Annotated in this window: 17 protein-coding genes; 8 read left to right on the top strand and 9 right to left on the bottom strand. The window is 70.1% G+C overall.

Features of this window, described 5'->3' with window-relative positions; translation table 11 throughout:
* Positions 1-33 precede the first annotated feature (33 nt).
* The 4 genes from fliQ to flgB form a co-directional block, all read right to left on the bottom strand.
* Positions 34-300 carry a flagellar biosynthesis protein FliQ gene (gene fliQ, locus ACFPN9_RS06510; protein ID WP_066718687.1) on the bottom strand — a complete coding sequence of 89 codons (267 nt, stop codon included), beginning with the start codon at positions 298-300 and terminating at the stop codon, positions 34-36.
* Positions 301-325: 25 nt separating this feature from the next.
* The gene (fliE, locus tag ACFPN9_RS06505) at positions 326-649 is read right to left on the bottom strand and encodes a flagellar hook-basal body complex protein FliE (RefSeq protein WP_066718690.1); all 324 of its coding nucleotides are present in this window, start codon (positions 647-649) and stop codon (positions 326-328) included.
* A 14-nt stretch (positions 650-663) separates the two neighbouring features.
* On the bottom strand, positions 664-1,074 hold the full coding sequence (flgC, locus tag ACFPN9_RS06500; RefSeq protein ID WP_066718693.1) for a flagellar basal body rod protein FlgC: 411 nt from the start codon (positions 1,072-1,074) through the stop codon (positions 664-666).
* 77 nt (positions 1,075-1,151) lie between these two features.
* On the bottom strand, positions 1,152-1,562 hold the full coding sequence (gene flgB, locus ACFPN9_RS06495; protein ID WP_066718696.1) for a flagellar basal body rod protein FlgB: 411 nt from the start codon (positions 1,560-1,562) through the stop codon (positions 1,152-1,154).
* Between the two features lie 224 nt (positions 1,563-1,786).
* Here flgB and ACFPN9_RS06490 point away from each other — a divergent pair, with 224 nt between their 5' ends.
* Positions 1,787-3,328 carry a flagellar biosynthetic protein FliO gene (locus tag ACFPN9_RS06490; RefSeq protein ID WP_197426561.1) on the top strand — a complete coding sequence of 514 codons (1,542 nt, stop codon included), beginning with the start codon at positions 1,787-1,789 and terminating at the stop codon, positions 3,326-3,328.
* Positions 3,329-3,485: 157 nt separating this feature from the next.
* Complete coding sequence (gene fliP, locus ACFPN9_RS06485) at positions 3,486-4,265, top strand: flagellar type III secretion system pore protein FliP (RefSeq protein WP_082737629.1); 780 nt, start codon at positions 3,486-3,488, stop codon at positions 4,263-4,265.
* Positions 4,266-4,280: 15 nt separating this feature from the next.
* Here the strand turns inward: fliP and ACFPN9_RS06480 are convergent, their stop codons facing one another.
* The 5 genes from ACFPN9_RS06480 to fliL form a co-directional block, all read right to left on the bottom strand.
* A complete protein-coding gene (locus ACFPN9_RS06480; RefSeq protein ID WP_068308169.1) occupies positions 4,281-7,772 on the bottom strand; it encodes a hypothetical protein in 3,492 nt (1,163 codons plus the stop codon).
* Positions 7,773-7,879: 107 nt separating this feature from the next.
* On the bottom strand, positions 7,880-8,716 hold the full coding sequence (locus tag ACFPN9_RS06475; protein ID WP_066720908.1) for a MotE family protein: 837 nt from the start codon (positions 8,714-8,716) through the stop codon (positions 7,880-7,882).
* Positions 8,713-9,174, bottom strand: coding sequence for a DUF6468 domain-containing protein (locus ACFPN9_RS06470; protein ID WP_066720904.1), 462 nt, complete (start codon positions 9,172-9,174; stop codon positions 8,713-8,715). The genes ACFPN9_RS06475 and ACFPN9_RS06470 overlap by 4 nt, the downstream gene beginning before the upstream one ends.
* A 14-nt stretch (positions 9,175-9,188) precedes the next feature.
* Positions 9,189-10,319, bottom strand: coding sequence for a flagellar motor switch protein FliM (gene fliM, locus ACFPN9_RS06465; RefSeq protein WP_066720902.1), 1,131 nt, complete (start codon positions 10,317-10,319; stop codon positions 9,189-9,191).
* Positions 10,320-10,379: 60 nt separating this feature from the next.
* The gene (gene fliL / locus ACFPN9_RS06460) at positions 10,380-10,898 is read right to left on the bottom strand and encodes a flagellar basal body-associated protein FliL (RefSeq protein WP_067987820.1); all 519 of its coding nucleotides are present in this window, start codon (positions 10,896-10,898) and stop codon (positions 10,380-10,382) included.
* 287 nt (positions 10,899-11,185) lie between these two features.
* Between fliL and flgF the strand changes: the two genes are divergently transcribed.
* From flgF to ACFPN9_RS06430, 6 genes are all read left to right on the top strand, one after another.
* On the top strand, positions 11,186-11,929 hold the full coding sequence (gene flgF, locus ACFPN9_RS06455; protein ID WP_066720893.1) for a flagellar basal-body rod protein FlgF: 744 nt from the start codon (positions 11,186-11,188) through the stop codon (positions 11,927-11,929).
* A 21-nt stretch (positions 11,930-11,950) separates the two neighbouring features.
* Complete coding sequence (gene flgG, locus ACFPN9_RS06450; RefSeq protein WP_066720890.1) at positions 11,951-12,742, top strand: flagellar basal-body rod protein FlgG; 792 nt, start codon at positions 11,951-11,953, stop codon at positions 12,740-12,742.
* A 17-nt stretch (positions 12,743-12,759) separates the two neighbouring features.
* A complete protein-coding gene (gene flgA / locus ACFPN9_RS06445) occupies positions 12,760-13,830 on the top strand; it encodes a flagellar basal body P-ring formation chaperone FlgA (RefSeq protein ID WP_066720883.1) in 1,071 nt (356 codons plus the stop codon).
* A gap of 25 nt (positions 13,831-13,855) precedes the next feature.
* Positions 13,856-14,638 carry a flagellar basal body L-ring protein FlgH gene (gene flgH, locus ACFPN9_RS06440; RefSeq protein WP_066720915.1) on the top strand — a complete coding sequence of 261 codons (783 nt, stop codon included), beginning with the start codon at positions 13,856-13,858 and terminating at the stop codon, positions 14,636-14,638.
* A 517-nt stretch (positions 14,639-15,155) separates the two neighbouring features.
* Positions 15,156-16,022, top strand: coding sequence for a tyrosine-type recombinase/integrase (locus tag ACFPN9_RS06435; RefSeq protein ID WP_465247892.1), 867 nt, complete (start codon positions 15,156-15,158; stop codon positions 16,020-16,022).
* The gene (locus ACFPN9_RS06430; protein WP_377815990.1) at positions 15,986-17,182 is read left to right on the top strand and encodes an IS91 family transposase; all 1,197 of its coding nucleotides are present in this window, start codon (positions 15,986-15,988) and stop codon (positions 17,180-17,182) included. Before ACFPN9_RS06435 ends, ACFPN9_RS06430 begins: the two co-directional genes overlap by 37 nt.
* Positions 17,183-17,389 lie beyond the last annotated feature (207 nt).

Genomic DNA, 17,389 nt, shown 5'->3' with positions numbered 1-17,389 from the left:
CGCCGCAGAGGGCAGGGCACGGCAGCGGCAGGCTCATTCGCCCGTGGCGATTCGGACGGCGACCCGCCCCATATAACCCGCCAGCGCGTCGCCCATGAACGGGAGAAACAGCATCATCGCGGCGAAGACGGCGATGATCTTCGGGACGTAGACGAGCGTCTGCTCCTGGATCTGGGTCAGGGCCTGGATCAGCGAGACGGCGAGGCCGACGATGAGGGCGACCATCATCAGCGGCCCGCCGGCCTTGAGAAAGACCATGATGCCGTCGCGGGCGACGTCGAGGATGGCTCCGGAGGTCATGGATGAAAGTCCTGATGGGCCGGGTTCAGACCGGCATCCGCATGATTTCTTCATAGGCCGCGATGACGCGGTCGCGCACGGCGACGAGCGTCTCGATCGCGGCCTCGCTTTCCGCCACCGCGGTGACGACGTCGACCACGTCGGCGCGGCCGGCGGCGACGGCGGCCGATTGGGCGTCCGAGCGGCGGCCCGCATCGGCGGTGGCCTCGAGCGCCTTGCCGATCAGGGCGGAGAAATCCGTACTGCCGGTTTCCGAGGCCGAGGCGGCCTGCGGCTTGCGGAGCAGATTGCCCGCACCCATCCCCTGCATCGAGGCGTAGGCGCCGGCGGCGAAGCTGGGCGTGGCCATGATGGTCGTTCCCTTCAGGCGCGCAGGATGTCGATGGTGCGCTGGATCATCCGGCGCGTCGACGAGACGAGGTTGAGGTTGGCTTCGTAGCTGCGCTGGGCCTCACGCATGTCCATCGTCTCGATCAGCGAATTGACGTTGGGCATGCGGACGTTGCCGGCGGCGTCGGCGGTCGGATTGCCGGGGTCGTATTTGACCCGGAAGGCGCTCTGGTCGCGCTGGACGCGGCCCATGTCGACGACCTGCGCATCGAGCTCGCGGTCGAAGCGGCGCTGGAAGGTCGGGATCTTGCGGCGATAGGGGTCGGCGCCAGCACGCTCGGGGCCCGAATCGGCATTGGCCATGTTCTCGGCGATGACGCGCATGCGGCCGGACTGGCTGCGCAGGCCCGAGGTCGCCACCGCGATGCTCTTGAGAAGATCCATGTCGTCCGTTCCTCCTGCTCCGGCGCGGCGCCGACTGCGCGGCGTTCAGCATCAGCGGCTTCGTCCAGCCGCCTTCGTCAGCGCCCCTTGCCGATGGCGATCTTCATCAGCCCGAGGCCCTTGCTGTAGAGCGAGGCGGCGAGCTGATAGTCCGACTGGTTCTGCGCGACCTTCATCATCTCGTCCTCGAGATTGACCGCGTTGCCGCTGGGGGTGGTCTCGAAGCGGCGGGCGCGGGCGCTGTCGAAGCCGTCGCTGCGGCCGCCGATGCCCATATGCCCGGCGCTGGTACGCGCCAGCGAGACATCGCCCACGCCACCCGCTCCGGTCCGGCCGGCCGGCGCCTTGACGTCCATCGGGCGAAAGCCCGGGCTGTCGGCGTTGGCGACGTTCTCGGCCAGGACCTTCTGGCGCGACTGGTGGAAATGCATGCGCGTCTTCAGCGCCTGCATCAGGTTGCCGCCCGTGCCCAGGGCCGAATTCGCCATGATCTCGCCCCTCCGATGTCGGCGCGGCGCGCCCGTCGACTGGGTAAATATTGCCCAGCCCATGGTTAACGATCGGTTAAAGGGGGCCGCTTTCGGAGATGTGGTTAACCACGCATTCACCATGTTTCCTGAAAGCGCGGGCGCTATGCTATAGGCACCGTGTTCAACATCGGGTGGATTCCGGCAGCCGGGACCCGGCCCCGCCGACGCTTATGAGGCAGACCTTGCAGAGCTTGTTTGGCTTCGATCTCCCGACCGCGCAGAAGTGGGTCATCGCCTTCGGCGTCATCCTCGTCCTGCTCGTGCTGCTGGGTCTCTTCGCGCGGCAGATCAAGGACGGGCGGCTGCGGATCAAGGGGCAGGGCGGGGGGCGTACGCGCCAGCCGCGGCTCGGCGTGGTCGACATCCACGACCTCGACCGCCAGCGCCAGCTCGTGCTGATCCGCCGCGACAATGTCGAGCATCTGGTGATGATCGGCGGCGCCTCGGATGTCGTGGTCGAGACCAACATCGTGCGCAGCGGCGCGAGGGCGGCGCTGCCGACCCAGGCCGAGCCGCTGCCGAGCGACCGGCCGCTGCCCTTCGACACGCTGGTTCCGCCGGAACTGCTGCGTCAGGATTTGCCGCGCCAGGAGACGACGAGGCAGGAAACCGTGCGCCAGGACACGACCCGGCTGGAGAGCCTCGAGGAGCTGCGCCGCGCCACGGGTTCGGCCACACCGGTCGCCGCACCGGCTCCCGCCGCCGACACCTCGCCCCGCCAGCCGCCGCGCTCCGCCCAGGGCGCCGCCGCCATCGAGGCCGCGGTCGCTGCGGCGGCGGGCGGCGCTGCGCTCGGTGCCGTCCTGCCGAAGGATGCCGCGCCGGTGCCGGCCGCGCCCGCGCTGCAACCGCCCAACTTTGCCCGTGACCATGCGCCCGCCCCGGCGGCGAGCGCGGTCGAGCTCGACGACATGGCGCGCCAGCTCGACGAGGCGCTGAAGCGCCCGTTCTCGGCCGTGCGCCCGGCCCAGGGCCAGGCTGCGGGCAGCCCTGTCGCGCCGCTGCCGGCCGGACCCGCTCCCGCGCCTGCCGGCACCGAGACCGCCGTCCCGCCGGTCGAGCCGCCGCTGAAGGCGGCCGAACCCGTGCGCTCGGCGCCAGCCGCCAAGCCGCCGGAGTCCCCCAAGCCGGCCGAGCCCGCCAAGCCGGCCGAACCGGCGAAGGCGGCCGATCCCAAGCCGATCGAGACGAAGCCTGTCGACACAAAGCCCATCGAAGCCAAGCCGGTGGCGCCGCCGCCAAAGGTCGAGCCGGTGATCGAACCCCCTGCGCCGGTGGCGCCGCCCGTCGAGGCGCCGACTCCGGCAGGCCGGGCGCTGCCGCTCGACGTCGAGGCCGAGCTGGCGATGGCACTGGGTCTCAAGCCGGAGCGAACGGGGCCGAAGCCGCCCGTCTCCGGCCCGGCACCCACGCCGGCTCCGGTTGTGACGCCGCCGCCCGTCGCGGCCGCTCGTCCCGATTCCGCCCCGCCAGCGGCCGAACCGCCGCCTCAGAAGCCGGCGGCGCAGCCGACGACTCCCCTCCCGTCGGCGCCGGCGGCCGATCCCGAGCCCACTCCCTCCGCCGGGCCGAAGCCGGCCGAGGCTGCGGAGGTCGAGATGGCCGAGGTCAAGGCCGCCGAACCGGCCGCGCCCGATCCGAAGGCGATCGACCCGTTCTCGGTGGACGCGATCGAGGCCGAATTCGCGCGGCTGCTCGGGCGCGACCCCAAGGCCAAGGGCTGAGCGTTCTCCGCCCCGTTGGCGGCCGCGCGATCAACAGCTTTCGCCGCCGCGCGGCACTCTGACGCCGCCGCGCCCGTTGCTGGCGCGGCGAGGCCCGCTCTAGCGTGACGCTGCCCGATGCGTTGATTCGGGCGCAACCACGGCCATGTGCGGGACCATGATCTGCTTCTCTGCGAGATGGCGCCGCCGCCTGCGGAGCCCGCGCGCCGTGACCGGCAGGCTCGCCCTGTGGGCCGCGCTGCTGGCCGTGCCCGCCGGGCCGGCGCTGGCGCAGACGCTCTCGCTCGATCTCGGCCAGGGCGGCGGAGTGGCCGAGCGGGCGCTGCAGCTGATCGCCGTCATCACGGTGCTGTCGCTGGCGCCGTCGATCCTGATCATGGTGACGTCCTTCACCCGGATCGTGGTGGTGCTGTCGCTGCTGCGCTCGGCGCTGGGCACGCAGACGGCGCCGCCCAACGCCGTGATCATCGGGCTCGCGGTCTTCCTCACCGGCTTCGTGATGGCGCCGACGCTGCGCGAGGCCTACACGACCGCGGTCGCGCCGCTCGTCGCCGGGCAGATCCAGCCGGCGGAGGCGTATAATCGCGGCGTGGTGCCGTTCAAGACCTTCATGCTGCGCCATGTCCGCGAGAAGGATCTCGCGCTGTTCATGGAGATGTCGCGCGAGCCGCCCCCGGCGACGCCGCAGGACGTGCAGATCCATGTGCTGGTGCCGGCCTTCATGATCTCGGAGCTCCGGCGCGCCTTCGAGATCGGCTTCCTGCTGTTCGTGCCCTTCCTGATCATCGACCTGGTGGTGGCCTCGATCCTGATGTCGGTGGGCATGATGATGCTGCCGCCGGTGACGGTGGCGCTGCCTTTCAAGCTGATCTTCTTCGTGCTCGTCGATGGCTGGGGACTGGTCGCCGGATCGCTGGTCAAGAGCTACGGAAGCTGACGGGCGGAGACCGTCTCAGCTGCGCCCGGGCGGGGCAGGGGCCGGAGCGGGCGCTCCGGCGGAGGCAGCGGGTGTCGCGGCCGGTGCGGGCGCCGCAGGTGCCTCGGCCGCGGGGGCAGGGGCGGGTGCGCCGGCGGGCGGGGCCTTCGGTCGCGCGGCGGCCGAATAGGCCGGATAGCGTTCGCGATAGGCCTGCATGAAGTCGGACAGGTTGTCGGCGCCGGCGGCGGCCGCGGCGCGTGCCATCTCGCGGATGTCGGCGGCCTTCGAGCGGTTCGCGCCGGTGACGAAGGCGAAGGTGCGCGCATCCGTGCTCTGCGCCATCTTGGTGGCGAACTTGCTCCGCAACCGGTCGAGCGAGAGCCCCTCATCGGCCATGACATAGGAGATCGCGGCGCGCATGACGTCGCCGCGCTGGCTGTCGGTGAGCGGCGTCTCGCCCCGCCAGGCCTCGTCGAGCATGCGCTCATGGGCTTCGCCCGCCTCGCGCCAGCGCCGTCCGGTCCAGTAGATGTCGGCGCGCAGCCGGTCGATCTCCGGACCGCGCTCGACCTCGAGCAGATCGAGCGCCTGGTCGGTGCGGGAGAGATCGGAGAGGGCCTTGGCCTCCAGCAGCAGCCGGGCGCGCTTCACGTCGGCCGGCAGCTCGACGAGCCGGGTCGTATTCAGGGCGCGCAGCGCGTCGGCCGGCTTGTTGTTCATCAGATTGACCATGGCGAGCCGCGCCGCGACCGTGGAGCGCGCCGCACCGGTCAGGCGGCGGTCGATCTGGTAGCGCAGGATCTCGCCGGCCTGGTCGAGCAGATCGAGCGCGACGAGCCGGTCGGCCAGCAGGCGGGTGATCTCGTCGCCGCGACGGCCGGCCGGGAGGAACTCGCGGAAATCGTAGAACAGGGCGAGCGCGTCGATGCGCGACAGATCGTCGATGCCGCGGCCGGCGAAGAGATCGGCGAAGCGCTGCGCCGTCTCGTCCTGCATCCGGCGCGTGATCGGATGCTCGGGGAAGGTCTCGGCGGCCCGGCGCGCGACCTGGAAGGCATCACGCCAGCGCTTGGCGTCGGCATAGATCCGGCCGAGCTCGCCCAGCGTCTCGATCTCGAGTTCGCCGCCGCGCCAGATCATCGAGACGGTCTCGAGCCGCGCCAGCGCCTCGTCGGCATTGATGTCGTTGCGCTTCTCGGCCTGGACGAGGCGCACCGCGCGCAACTGCGCCTCGGCCGCGACCGGGCGACTGCGCGCCTCGAACAGCGGACGATAGCCCGCGAGCGCATTGTCCGGGCGCCCCGCGCCGTCGTCCACCATCGCCCGCAGCAGGGCGATCTCCTCCTGATCGACCAGGTCGGGCCGCATTCCCGCCAGCGCGTCGATCTCGCGTTCGGCGATGGTCAGGTCGTTGAGCGCCAGCGCCGAGCGGGCCTTGGCCGCGCGCAAGGGCGCCTGCAGCTCGGGCGGGTAGCGGTCGAGGATGGCTTCCCCGCGCCGGAAGCCGAGCAGAGCGGGGCTGTGCAGGCCGCGGCGCTGGTCGACGAGCGCGCGCCAGAGCCCGGTTTCCGGGTCGTCCTTGATCGCGGGGGCCTCGAAAGCGGCTGCGGCATCCTGATGCCGGTGCATCTGCGCCGCGATCAGCCCCTTCAGGAAGAGGGCCTCGCGGTTGCGCCGCATGCTTGGATCGTCGGCGAGGAGGGCCATCAGAGGGCCCTTGGCTTCTGCCATCAGCCCGTTGGCCGCGTAGAAGCGCGCCAGGGCCAGGCGCTTCTCGGATTTGCGGGCGCGCGAGGCGCCGATGACCTCGCGCTGCAGCATGCGCTCATGGTCGCGCACCGTGTCGACGACGAGCTTGCTCCAGGCCTCCGGGTCGATCAGCGGCGTGCGCTTGGCGACGGCGTCGTCCTCGCCGGTCTTGTCGGGTTGGCCGACATCGAGCGTCACGGTGAGCCCGCCGCTGCGACCGATACGGACCTGCTCGGTGCCCGCCTGGACCACGACATCGTCCGAGCGTGGCATCACGACCAGCCCCTGCGTGGTCGGCAGCAGGCTGAATTCGACGAAATGATAGGGCTTGGCGGTGACGCGCACCGGCGCCGTGGCGGTGGCAACGGCGAGGGGCAGGCCGGAGGGGCCGGGCTCGAGCCAATGCACGCCGGTCATGCCGCGCAGCGGCACAGCGACCATCGTCTGTCCCCGCTCGTCGACGCCCCGCGCCGGAGCCAGCGGCTCGGAGGGCCTGCCGCCCTGATCGCCGAAGCCGAGCGACCAGGTGTTGCCGTCGTCGAAGAGGCGCGTCAGCGGCTGGCCCGCCAGCCGCAGCCGCACCAGCACGACGCGGCCCTCGCGGGTGACGGTCGCGTCCTCGATCAGCTGCGGCAGCAGCCCCTTGAGTTCGGCGGGGTCGAGCGTGTCGCGGGTGTCAAAGACAAGCGTGGCGATGCCGCCATCGGAGAAGCCGGCCGCGCCGGTCGGCCGCGGGAAGCGGAAATCGAGCCGGTTGCCGGAAGCCGCGATCCTGACCGGCTGGGGCGCGGGATCGACGGGCGGTGCCACCACGGCCGGGGGCGGGCTTGCCGCGGCCGGGGCTGCAGGCGGCGCCGCCGGCTTGTCGCCAGCCGGTGCCGCGGGGCCGGGCGCCGGGGAAGAAGCCGGGACGGCTGCCGCGCCGGCCGGCGTCTGCGCCGCCGCCAAGAGTGCGGCCACCGGATCGGGCGCCGCCTGCGCCTGACCCGCCGGCTTGAGGAGATCGACCGTGAGCCCGTCCTCGTCGCTGAAGCTGCGGACCTGCCAGCTCTTGGGCATGGCGATCGCGACGGTGGTTGTACCTGGGCCGGTATCGTGCGAGCGCAGCGCGATGCCGTCCGGCAGCGCGTCCTTGATCGCGCCGGGATCGACCGCGAGCGCCTTGTCGAAGGTCAGCGTCAGCAGGCCGTCGTTCAGAGTGGAGGCCAGCTTCGTCTCGGGCGGCACGTTGAAGATCAGCCGTTCCAGAGTCGGCAGGCTGGCCGTGCGCAGGCCGAGCGGGCGGCGGACCGCTTGGTTGGCGCGGGCGGCCTCGCGGGCGCGGCTCTCCGCCAGCCGCAGCCGCTCCGAGATTTCGGCGATGACCTCCGGCGGCGGGCCGGGCAGGACGCCCTTCCAGTTCTCCGGCAATAGGTCGATGAAGGCGCGCTCGCCGGCCTCGATCAGATTGGCGCGGTAAGGCTGGGCGAGGGCGAGGCGCATGCCGCGCCCGTCGGGATCGACGCGGGCGATCGAGACATAGGCCGGCAGCTCGCGGGCGATCTTGGCGACGTCGACCCGGACGCTGGATCCGAAGGCGACGACGAGGACGCCGTTGGAGACGCGAATGCGCGTCTGTGTCGGTTCGTCGAAGGTCAGTGCGATGCGCCCGAACCCCGGCGGCATTACCTCGCCGCGCAGCGTCGCGCTGGCGGCCAGCGCCGGCGCGCCGAGGCCGGCAGCGGCGGCGAGGGCCGCAAGGCCGATGCCGAAGGCGAGGGAACGCGGAAGACGCAAAGCCGGACACTCACGCAACACGACATGGTCGGAGCGGCCGGACGGACCACTCCGATCGGCGCAGGCTAGCGCGTCAAGGATAACGGTGCGTTAAGGGCTCGCCCCGCTCAGCGCCGCCGCGGGGCGGGAGCGATGGCGGGCAGTTCGGTGCTCGGCAGTGCCGTCGCGTCGACCGCAACGCGCTCGGTCGCGCCGTTGCGGGCGAGGTTAGCCAGTGCGACGGTGAGCTTCTCGGCCCGGTCTGGCGCCATGGCGGCCAGCACTTCGGACATCTTGCGCGGGTTCATCTGCTGGACGACGGGCACGAGCACGTCGAGCCCGAGCCGGTCGAAGACGCGGGCGGCGTCCTTCGGCTTCATCGCCTCATACATGATGACGAGGTTTTTGATCGCCTTGCTCTCCTCGCCCGGCGGCTTGGCGCCCGGGCCACCGCCGGCCTTGGTCTCCAGCTCCTTGAGGTCGCCGACGCGGCTGTCGAGCTTCTTCTCGGCGGTGTCGAGCAGGCGCTCGCGCATCTCGAGTTCGCGCATGCGGGCGTCGATCTCCTCGCGGCGCTCGCCGAGGCGCTCCAGCAGCGCCCGCTCGGCCGGAGAGACCGGCGGGGCGGTTCCATTGATGATCGCGGCCTTGTTGAGCGGGTTGGCTGCGCGCGCGGCCTCCGCCTTGGCTTCGGCTTCCGCCTTTTCCTTCTCCTTGTCCTTCTTCTCGGGCTTGTCGACGGAGCCGGTCGTCTCGGGATCGAGAATGGCGCCGAGTCGCGCCGCGCCGCTGCCTTCTGCAGAAGGTTTTTGCGCCGGGGCGGAGGTGGGCGTGTTCGCCAGCAGCAGGCCGCTGGAGGGGATGGTTCCGGGATAGGGCTCCGCCATCCAGGCGAACAGCTTCAGCGCCAGGAGAGCCATGGCGCCGAGGATGACGGCCGGGAGAAGGCGGGGCCTCTCGATCACGCGGCGTGGCCTTCCAGCCGCCTCGCGGCGCGCGCGCGGATGGCAGCGGCGGACTGGGCGGCACCCGCCAGGCGCGAGACCGGTTCGGGGGCGGCGACGGGGGCGGGGGCCTCGCCGGTGCGGCCGCCGCCGACCATGCTCGCGGCGCTGACGATCTGGCCGATGCGGTCCATCACCACTTGGCCGGCCTCGATCTGGGCGGCGAGATCGGCGGCGTAGCGCTCCGCGGTCTGGAGGCGCTCGGCCAGGGTGCGGTCGCAATCGCCGAGCGTCAGCTTCAGCCCGGCGATCGCGCGCTCGGCGGTGTCGGTGGCGGCGATCAGTGCGCCGACCGTCTGGCGCATCGCGGCCTCGTCCGCCTTCAGGCGCTCGATCCGCTTGGCCAGGACGTAACAGGTGATGATGGTGGCGACGAGCAGGCTGGCGACCAGCGCATCGGCGATGAGGGTGATCGTCATGCGTATGCCTCTGCTCAGACCGGCTGGCCGTGCTGGTTGGTGTCGAAGGCCGCGATCGTCGTCTTGGACCGCCGCAGCGGGCTGACGATCTGGACGGCGATCTTGTCGTCGACCCGGCCGACGCGGCCGTCGCTGACGACGAAGTCGCCGCAGCGCAGGGAGACGAAGGCATCGGGCTTGGCGTCGAACATCAGCGTGTCGCCGATCTCGAGCTTCATCATCCGCTTCAGCGGCATCTGCGTCTCGTGCAGCACGCAGGTGACCGGCACCTCGGTCTGCCAGACCTCGGTGGCGAGGTGGTTTTCCCAGATCGGATCGCGCCCGAGCTTCTCACCCATGAAGCTTTCGAGCAGCAGATCACGGATCGGCTCGATGGTGGCATAGGGCAGGAGGATGTGCAGCGCGCCGCCGCGGCCCTCCATGTCGAATTTCAGCTCGACGCGGATGGCGGCGTTGGCGGGCCGCGAGATCGAGACGAAGCGCGGGTTCGACTCGATGCGGTCGATGGTGAAGTTGACCGGCGAAAGCGGCTTGAAGGCGGCCTCCGCGTCGCCCAGCACCAGCGCGATGACGCGGCGGATCAGGCGGATCTCGATCGAGGTGAAGGGGCGCCCGTCGACACGCGGCGCCGGCTGGCCACGCTTGCCGCCGAACATCGTGTCCATGATCGAGTAGGTCAGCGCCGACTCGATGGTGATGAGGCCGAAATTGTCCCATTCCTCGGCCTTGAAGACCGAGAGCATGGCCGGCTGCGAGATCGAGTTGATGTAGTCGCCGAAGCGCACGGAGCGGATGCTCTCCAGCGTGACCTCGACGTTGTCGGTGAAGAAGTTGCGCAGGCTGGTCGAGAGCAGGCGCACGAGACGCTCGAAGATGATCTCGAGCATCGGCAGGCGTTCATAGGAGACCGAGCCGGAATCGACGATCGCCTGGATGCCGTTGCGCTCGTTCTTGTCGTCGCCAGTCGAGAAACCGAGCATCGTGTCGATTTCGTCTTGGCTCATCAGGCGGTCGGTACCGCCTTCCTGTTCGCCTTCCTCCTCGACGATGTCGGGCATGGTGGCCCATTCGGCCGCCATGCTCTCGGGGCTCAGGGGCTCGTCCTTGGGAGGGGCGCCCGGATTGTCGCGCTCGCTCGTGCTCATGATGCTGTCGTCGTTTCCGTCACTGTGTCTGCGCGGCCGCCGCGGCCGGGGTCGTCCGTCTCACTGGACGAGCAGTTCCTTGAACAGCACCGCATCGACCTTCGCGGGCGAGACGGTGACGTTGACGCGGCGCAGCAGCTCCTCGCGGAGGCGATACATGCCGGCCGAGCCCTCGAGATCGGCGGGGCGCAGCTCGCGCAGGAAAACCTGGAAGGCGTCCTCGACGCGCGGCAGCAGCGGCTTGATCTCGTCGGCGACCTTGGCGTCGGCGGCCTCGAGCACGACCTTGATCTTGATGACCGGCTGGCGCTCTTGCTGCGGGCCGCCGGTGATGCCGACCAGCATGTCCTTCATCTCGACGAAGCTGACCGGCTTTTTGACGTTCTTGGCCGCCTCCGCCGCTGCGAGCTGCTCGGCCGAGGGCTTCTTCAGGAAGAAGAACCAGCCCGCGCCGCCGCCGCCCGCCAGCAGCACCACGCCGGCGACGATCAGGATCAGCATCTTCTTTTTCTTGCCGCCGCCTTCGGCCGCGCCCTCTGCGGGGGCGCCGTCCTCGTCGGCCTTGGGCTTCTTCGCCATCGCTGCATGCCCCGGACTGCGCTGCGGACCGCCCGCGGCGGACCGTTGAAACACCCTGAACAGTCACGGTTAACGCGTCGTTAAGGAGGGCAATTTCTGCCGGGTCGATCTTGCCTGCTTGGGCGGTCCTGCAGGGCTGCGGCGCTGGCGAGGAGAAGAGAAAACCCAACGTAAACAGCATGATAGCCGTTTTAACCATACTGGCACGCCGCTTGCGGAAGGGAGAGCGTGGCTGCTGCGCTGGGGAGCGTCGAAGCGGCCGCGGAACAGAATCGGGAGACCATGCCGTGGAGAACGCGCTTCTCGTCGGCCTGTCGCGCCAGATGGCTCTGGCGCGTGAGCTGGATGTCATCGCCAACAACATGGCGAATGTGAACACGAACGGGTTCAAGACCCGCTCGGCCCGCTTCAACGAATTCATCATGCCGAAGGCCAGCGCCGACAGCTTCAAGCCGGCGGACAAGCCGTTGTCCTTCGTCATCGACAAGGGCACGCCGATCGACCTGTCGCAGGGCGCGATCGAATACACCGGCAATCCGCTCGATGTGGCTCTGCGCGGTGACGCCTTCCTGGTGGTTCAGACGCCCGGCGGCGACCGCTACACCCGCGCCGGCTCGCTCGACATCAACGCCCAGGGCCAGCTCGTGACGCAGTCCGGCCAGCCCGTGCTGGGCGATGGCGGGCCGATCACCTTCGGCACGGCGGAGACCAATCCCCGCATCGCTCCGGACGGGACGGTCTCGAGCGACCAGGGCCAGAAGGGGCGGCTGCGGATGGTGCGCTTCGCCAATCCGCGCGCCCTGACCAGCGAGGGCGCCAACCTCTTCGGTTCGGCCGCCGCGCCGCTGCCGGCCGGCCCCGAGGGGCGGCTCGAGCCCGGTGCGATCGAACGCTCCAACGTCAAGGCGGTGGTCGAGATGACCCGCCTGATGGAGGTCCAGCGCTCCTATCAGAGCGTCGCCAACATGCTCTCCAAGGCCGACGAACTCCGCAGCAAGGCGATCTCCCGCCTCGCCGACCAGCAAGCCTGATCCGGGAACGAAGCTTAAGCCATGCGCGCCCTTCAGACCGCCGCCACCGGCATGATGGCCCAGGAACTCAACGTCCAGGTCATCTCCAACAACATCGCGAACGTCCGCACCACGGGCTACAAGCGCCAGCGGGTGCATTTCCAGGACCTGCTCTACGAGAACTTCCGGCGCGCGGGCTCCGCGACCTCGGACCAGAACACGCAGGTGCCGGCCGGCACCTTCGTCGGCTCCGGCGTCAAGACCGTCTCGACCGGCCGGGTGATGACGCAGGGCAACCTGTCCTCGACCGAGAAGCAGTACGATCTGGCCATCCGCGGCGAGGGCTTCTTCCGCATCCGCATGCCGGACGGCCGCACGACCTATACCCGAGACGGCTCCTTCGACCTCGATTCCCAGGGCCAGCTCGTCACCCGCGACGGCTATCAGGTCGAGCCGGGCATCACGATCCCCAACAACGCCACCAGCGTCAGCATCAACGCGCAGGGCACGGTCGAGGTCTCGCTGCCGGGGCAGACCGCGCCGCAGCAGATCGGCCAGATCCAGCTCGTGCGCTTCGTCAACAAGGTCGGTCTCGAGTCGATCGGCGACAACCTGTTCATCGAGACGGCGGCCTCGGGCCAGCCGATCGACGGCTTCGGCGGCGGCGAGGGCTTCGGCACGCTGCAGCAGAACTATCTCGAGGAAGGCAACGTCCAGGCGGTCAACGAGCTCTCCTCGCTGATTGCGGCGCAGCGCGCCTATGAGATGAACTCCAAGGTCATCACCGCCGCCGACCAGATGATGTCGGCGACGACCTCGATGTTCCGCGGCTAGGCCGGAGGCTCAAGCACATGACCCGCTTCACGCTTCGCCTCTCGCTCGCCGCCGCGCTGCTGCTTGCAGCCCAGGCCGCCGCCGCGCAGGCGCCCACCGGGAACCGCCCCGCCGTCGCGGTCGCGGCGCTCGCCGCCCCGGCGCCCGCCACGGCGGTGCCGGCCCAGCCGCGCCGGCTGCAGCTGCGCTCGGAACTCATCCTCTCGCGCGATCTCGTCTCCTTCGGCGACCTGATCGCGGGGCTTGCCCCCGATGCGGCCTCGATCCCGGCCTTCCGGGCGCCGGCGCTGGGTGAGACCGGCACGATCCAGGTCGCCCGCATCGTCGAGGCGGCGCGCGGCGCCGGCATCATCACATCGGCCGCCGAACTCGAGAGCAATGGCGCGGCGCAGGTCGTCGTCACCCGTGCAGCCCGCCGCGTGCTTGCCTCGGACATCGAGGAGGCGGTGAAGACCGGGCTGCAGGAGCGCTACGGCGTCGATGCGCGCGCCTTCGCCCTGACGCTCGATGGCGGCGCACCTTCGATCGCGGTCGAGCCCGAGCTGACCGGCGACACCGTCGTCAGCGATCTCTCCTACGATGCCCGCTCGCGCCGGGTGATGGCGCGCGTCTCGGTGCCCGGCAGCATGGCGCTGCGGCTGAAGCCGGTCCGCATCGCCGGCCAGCTCGTCGAGACCGTCGAGGTCGTGGTGCCGAAGCGCGCCGTCGCCCGCGGCGAGACGCTCGGCAAGAACGACGTGCTGGTCGAGCGCCGCCCGCGCGACGGCCAGGCGACCGACCTGATCGGCGATCCGCGCGTCGCGATCGACAAGGTCGCGACCCGCGCTTTGATGGCCGGCGCGCCGCTGCGGGCCGGCGATCTGCGCCGCGAGGAGATCGTCGCCAAGGGCGATCTCGTCACCCTGGTCTACGAATCCCGCGGGCTGACGATCACCATGCGCGGCCGGGCCGGAGAGGCCGGCGCGATGGGCGACGTCATCAGCGTCACCAACCCCCAGTCCAAGCGCGTGCTGCACGGCACGGTGAGCGGGCCGGGCCGGATCTCGGTCCAGGCCTCGACCTCCGGCACCATCGCCGCCGCCCCCTGACACTCCGTCCCACCGGATGAGCATCATGAACACCCTGTCGAACCCGACCACCCGCCCCGCAAGCCGGACCGTCGCCCGCATCGCCGGCCTGCTGCTGCTCGGCGTCTCGCTGAGCGCCTGCGGCGCCGCCGACCGGCTCGCCAATGTCGGCCAGGCGCCGGCGCTGTCTCCGATCGAGGACCCCACCGCGACCAAGGGCTACAAGCCCGTGCAGATGCCGATGCCGGCGATGGAGCATGCCTCCTATGCGCCGAACTCGCTCTGGCGCACCGGCTCCCGCGCCTTCTTCAAGGACCAGCGCGCGAGGCTCGTCGGCGATCTCGTGACCGTCAAGGTCAAGGTCACCGACAAGGCGCAGCTCAACAACACGACCAAGCGCAGCCGCAAGAACGGCGAGGATGTCGGCGCCGACAACGCCTTCGGCTTCGAGAACAAGCTCGACAAATACCTGCCCGACGGCGCCAGCGCCGGCTCGCTGCTGAAGCTCGATTCCGCCGCCTCGAGCGAGGGCGCGGGCTCGGTCAACCGCTCCGAGACGCTGGCGACCAATGTCGCGGCGGTGGTCACCCAGACGCTGCCCAACGGCAACCTCGTGATCGAGGGCAAGCAGGAGATAAGGGTGAATTTCGAGGTGCGCGAGCTGATCGTCGCCGGCGTGATCCGGCCCGAGGACATCGAGAGCGACAACACGATCGAGTCGACCAAGATCGCCCAGGCCCGTATCGCCTATGGCGGCCGCGGCCAGATCACCGACGTCCAGCAGCCGCGCTACGGCCAGCAGGTCATGGACATCCTGCTGCCGTTCTAAGCCGCTTCACGCCTGGCATCGAAACCGCGCCGTCATCCCGGACACGCTGCGAAGCAGCGCCGATCCGGGATCCATCGGAGGGCTCCGGAGCCCTTTGATGGATCCCGGGGCAAGTCCGGGATGACGGCCCCCAGCCCTCCAGGAACGACCTCACCGACACGCTTCCCCATCCCGGCCGGCGCGGAACGCTCCCCGCAATTCCCCGCGCCCGCCGGCAGGCGGTCTCTCCCGAGCCGCCGACCCCACGGCCGCCCCGCCACGCTCCCCAAGCCTTCAGGGCAGGCGACCGACAGAAAACCCCGCTCTCTCCCGAGGCGGGGCTTTTTGCGTGGGGGGGAGGGGGTGCGCCAACGGACTAAGCCGCTCTCGCGGCAGGGCGCAGCGGCGCGGGGGTCGCTGAGATTTCGCCTGTGAGGCGCTGCATCGGAGGATTTCGGGGTCGTTCCCCTGATCCTCGGAGGTTTCCATAATCGATGCCGTCACCATCGTTCCGCTGCACCAGCGGATGATCGAGGACATGACCATCCGCCGGTTTGGCGAGCACACGCAGCGCGATTATGTGCGGCAGGTCCGCGAGTTCACGGCCTTTCTCGGCTTGCCGCCAGATCGGGCCGAGCCGGAGGATCTGCGGCGCTATCAGCTTCACCTGGCTTCGCTCGGCGCCAGCTATGCGCGGATGAACCTGGCCTGCACGGCGCTGCGGTTCTTCTTTCACGTCACGTTGGGCCGGACCGGCTTCGGTGACCGCATGGCGCGGATCCCGACGCCCGATCGTCTGCCGGTGGTGCTGGACACGCAGGAGGTGGCGCTGCTGTTGGCCCATGCGCGGAGCCCGAAGGATCGCGCCGCGCTCAGCATCGCCTATGGCTGCGGCCTGCGGGTCTCGGAGATCGCCAACCTCAAGGTCGCCGACATCGACAGCGCCCGCATGCTGATCCGGGTCGAGCAGGGCAAGGGCCGCAAGGACCGCTACGTCATGCTCGCGCCTGACCTCCTCGATCTCCTGCGGCAATGGTGGCGGGTGAAGTGCCCCCGCGGCTGGCTCTTTCCCGGCCAGCAGCCTGGCCAGCCGATCACGACGCGCCAGCTCAACCGCGCCTGCCATGCCGCGGCCGAGGCGGCGAAGCTCGACAAGCGGGTGTCGATGCACACGCTCAGGCACAGCTTCGCCACCCATCTGCTGGAGCGGAAGACCGATATCCCGCGTCATCCAGGTCCTGCTCGGCCACAGGAAGCTCGACACCACCGCCGTCTACACCCGCGTCGCGCTGAAGACCCTGCGCGAGGTGACGAGCCCGCTCGCGCTGCTGGCGCCGCCGCCACCGCCATAGCGGTCCCGCGCCGATTATGGCGCGGCCTGCGCTGGAGGTCGCGGATATCCTAAACCGGCATGGCGAGGCTTATCTTGCGCGTCATCGGCTCATCCGCGGCCAGCTCAAGGTGATGGGTGCCATCCGGGCCTGCCGCACGGCTGCGCTCGGCGGCCATGTCATGCGCTGTAGCGACTGCGATCACCCGACCATCGCCTACAACTCCTGCCGCAACCGGCACTGCCCGCGCTGCCAGGGCGCAGCGGCGAAGGACCGGCTCGCCGACCGGCAGGCCGATCTTCTGCCCGTGGCCTATTACCATCTCGTCTTCACCCTGCCAGCGCCCCTCGCGGCCATCGCCTACCCGAACAAGGCCGAGGTCTATGGGCTGTTGTTCAGGGCCGCGGCCGAGACGCTCGCCACCATCGCGAGCGATCCCCGGCATCTCGGCGCCCGCATCGGCTTCACCAGCGTCCTGCACACATGGGGATCGGCGATGACGCACCATCCCCATCTCCACATCATCGCGCCCGGCGGCGGCGTCTCGCCGGATGGCTCGCGCTGGATCGCGTGCAGGCCAGGCTTCTTCCTGCCTGTGCGCGTGCTCTCGCGGCTGTTCCGCAGGCTCTTCCTCGAAGGGCTCGCCACCCTGCACGCGGCCGGGCGGCTTATCTTCCATGGCGATCTCGCTGCGCTCGCCGAAGCTGATGCCTTCGCCGCCCTGCTGGCACCGCTGCGGCGAGCCGACTGGGTCGTCTATGCCAAGCGTCCCTTCGGTGGACCTGAGGCCGTGCTGGCCTATCTCGCCCGCTACACCCACCGCGTCGCCATCGCCAACAGCCGCATCATTGCCATGGACCGGAACGGGGTCACGTTCCGTTGGAACGACTATCGCGTCCGCTCCGCCGGCAAGGCCTGGCGCAAGACCATGACGCTGACGGCCTCCGAGTTCATCCGCCGCTTCCTGCTCCACGTCCGGCCCGACGGCTTCCACCGCATCCGCCACTACGGACTGCTCGCCTCCAGCCGCCGCGCCGAGACAATCGCCCGCATCAGGGAGATCATCGCGGCGGCGACGCTGGACGACATCCCGGTCGCCGCAGCGCAACCTGAGCAGGCCTCTGAACCGCACCCGCCATGCCCATGCTGCGGCGGCCATATGATCCTCGTCGAGCGCTTCGCGCCGGGCACGGCGCCGCGCACCATCGTCGCCGTCAGGATCGACACATCATGACGATGGAGCCGCAGCGACACCCAGAGAAACCACGACCGGTCTCGGCCAGAGAGCGGGCAATCCCTTGCGCCCCGATCGCGGAAACTGACCTTGCGGCGATCCCAGATCCGGTCGTGTCCCTGCTGGTGGTGTAGCTTCGCAGAGCCACCGCGTGCCGGCTTTGGTCGGGCTGGTCAGGCGGCCACGGCTGGCAGGCTGACGATGGGA

This window comes from Allobosea massiliensis, assembly GCF_042655245.1.
In the GTDB taxonomy this organism is placed as follows: Bacteria; Pseudomonadota; Alphaproteobacteria; order Rhizobiales; family Beijerinckiaceae; genus Allobosea; species Allobosea massiliensis.
Note: the sequence above shows the minus strand (reverse complement) of the source record. Positions and strands in the feature narration are given on the sequence as shown.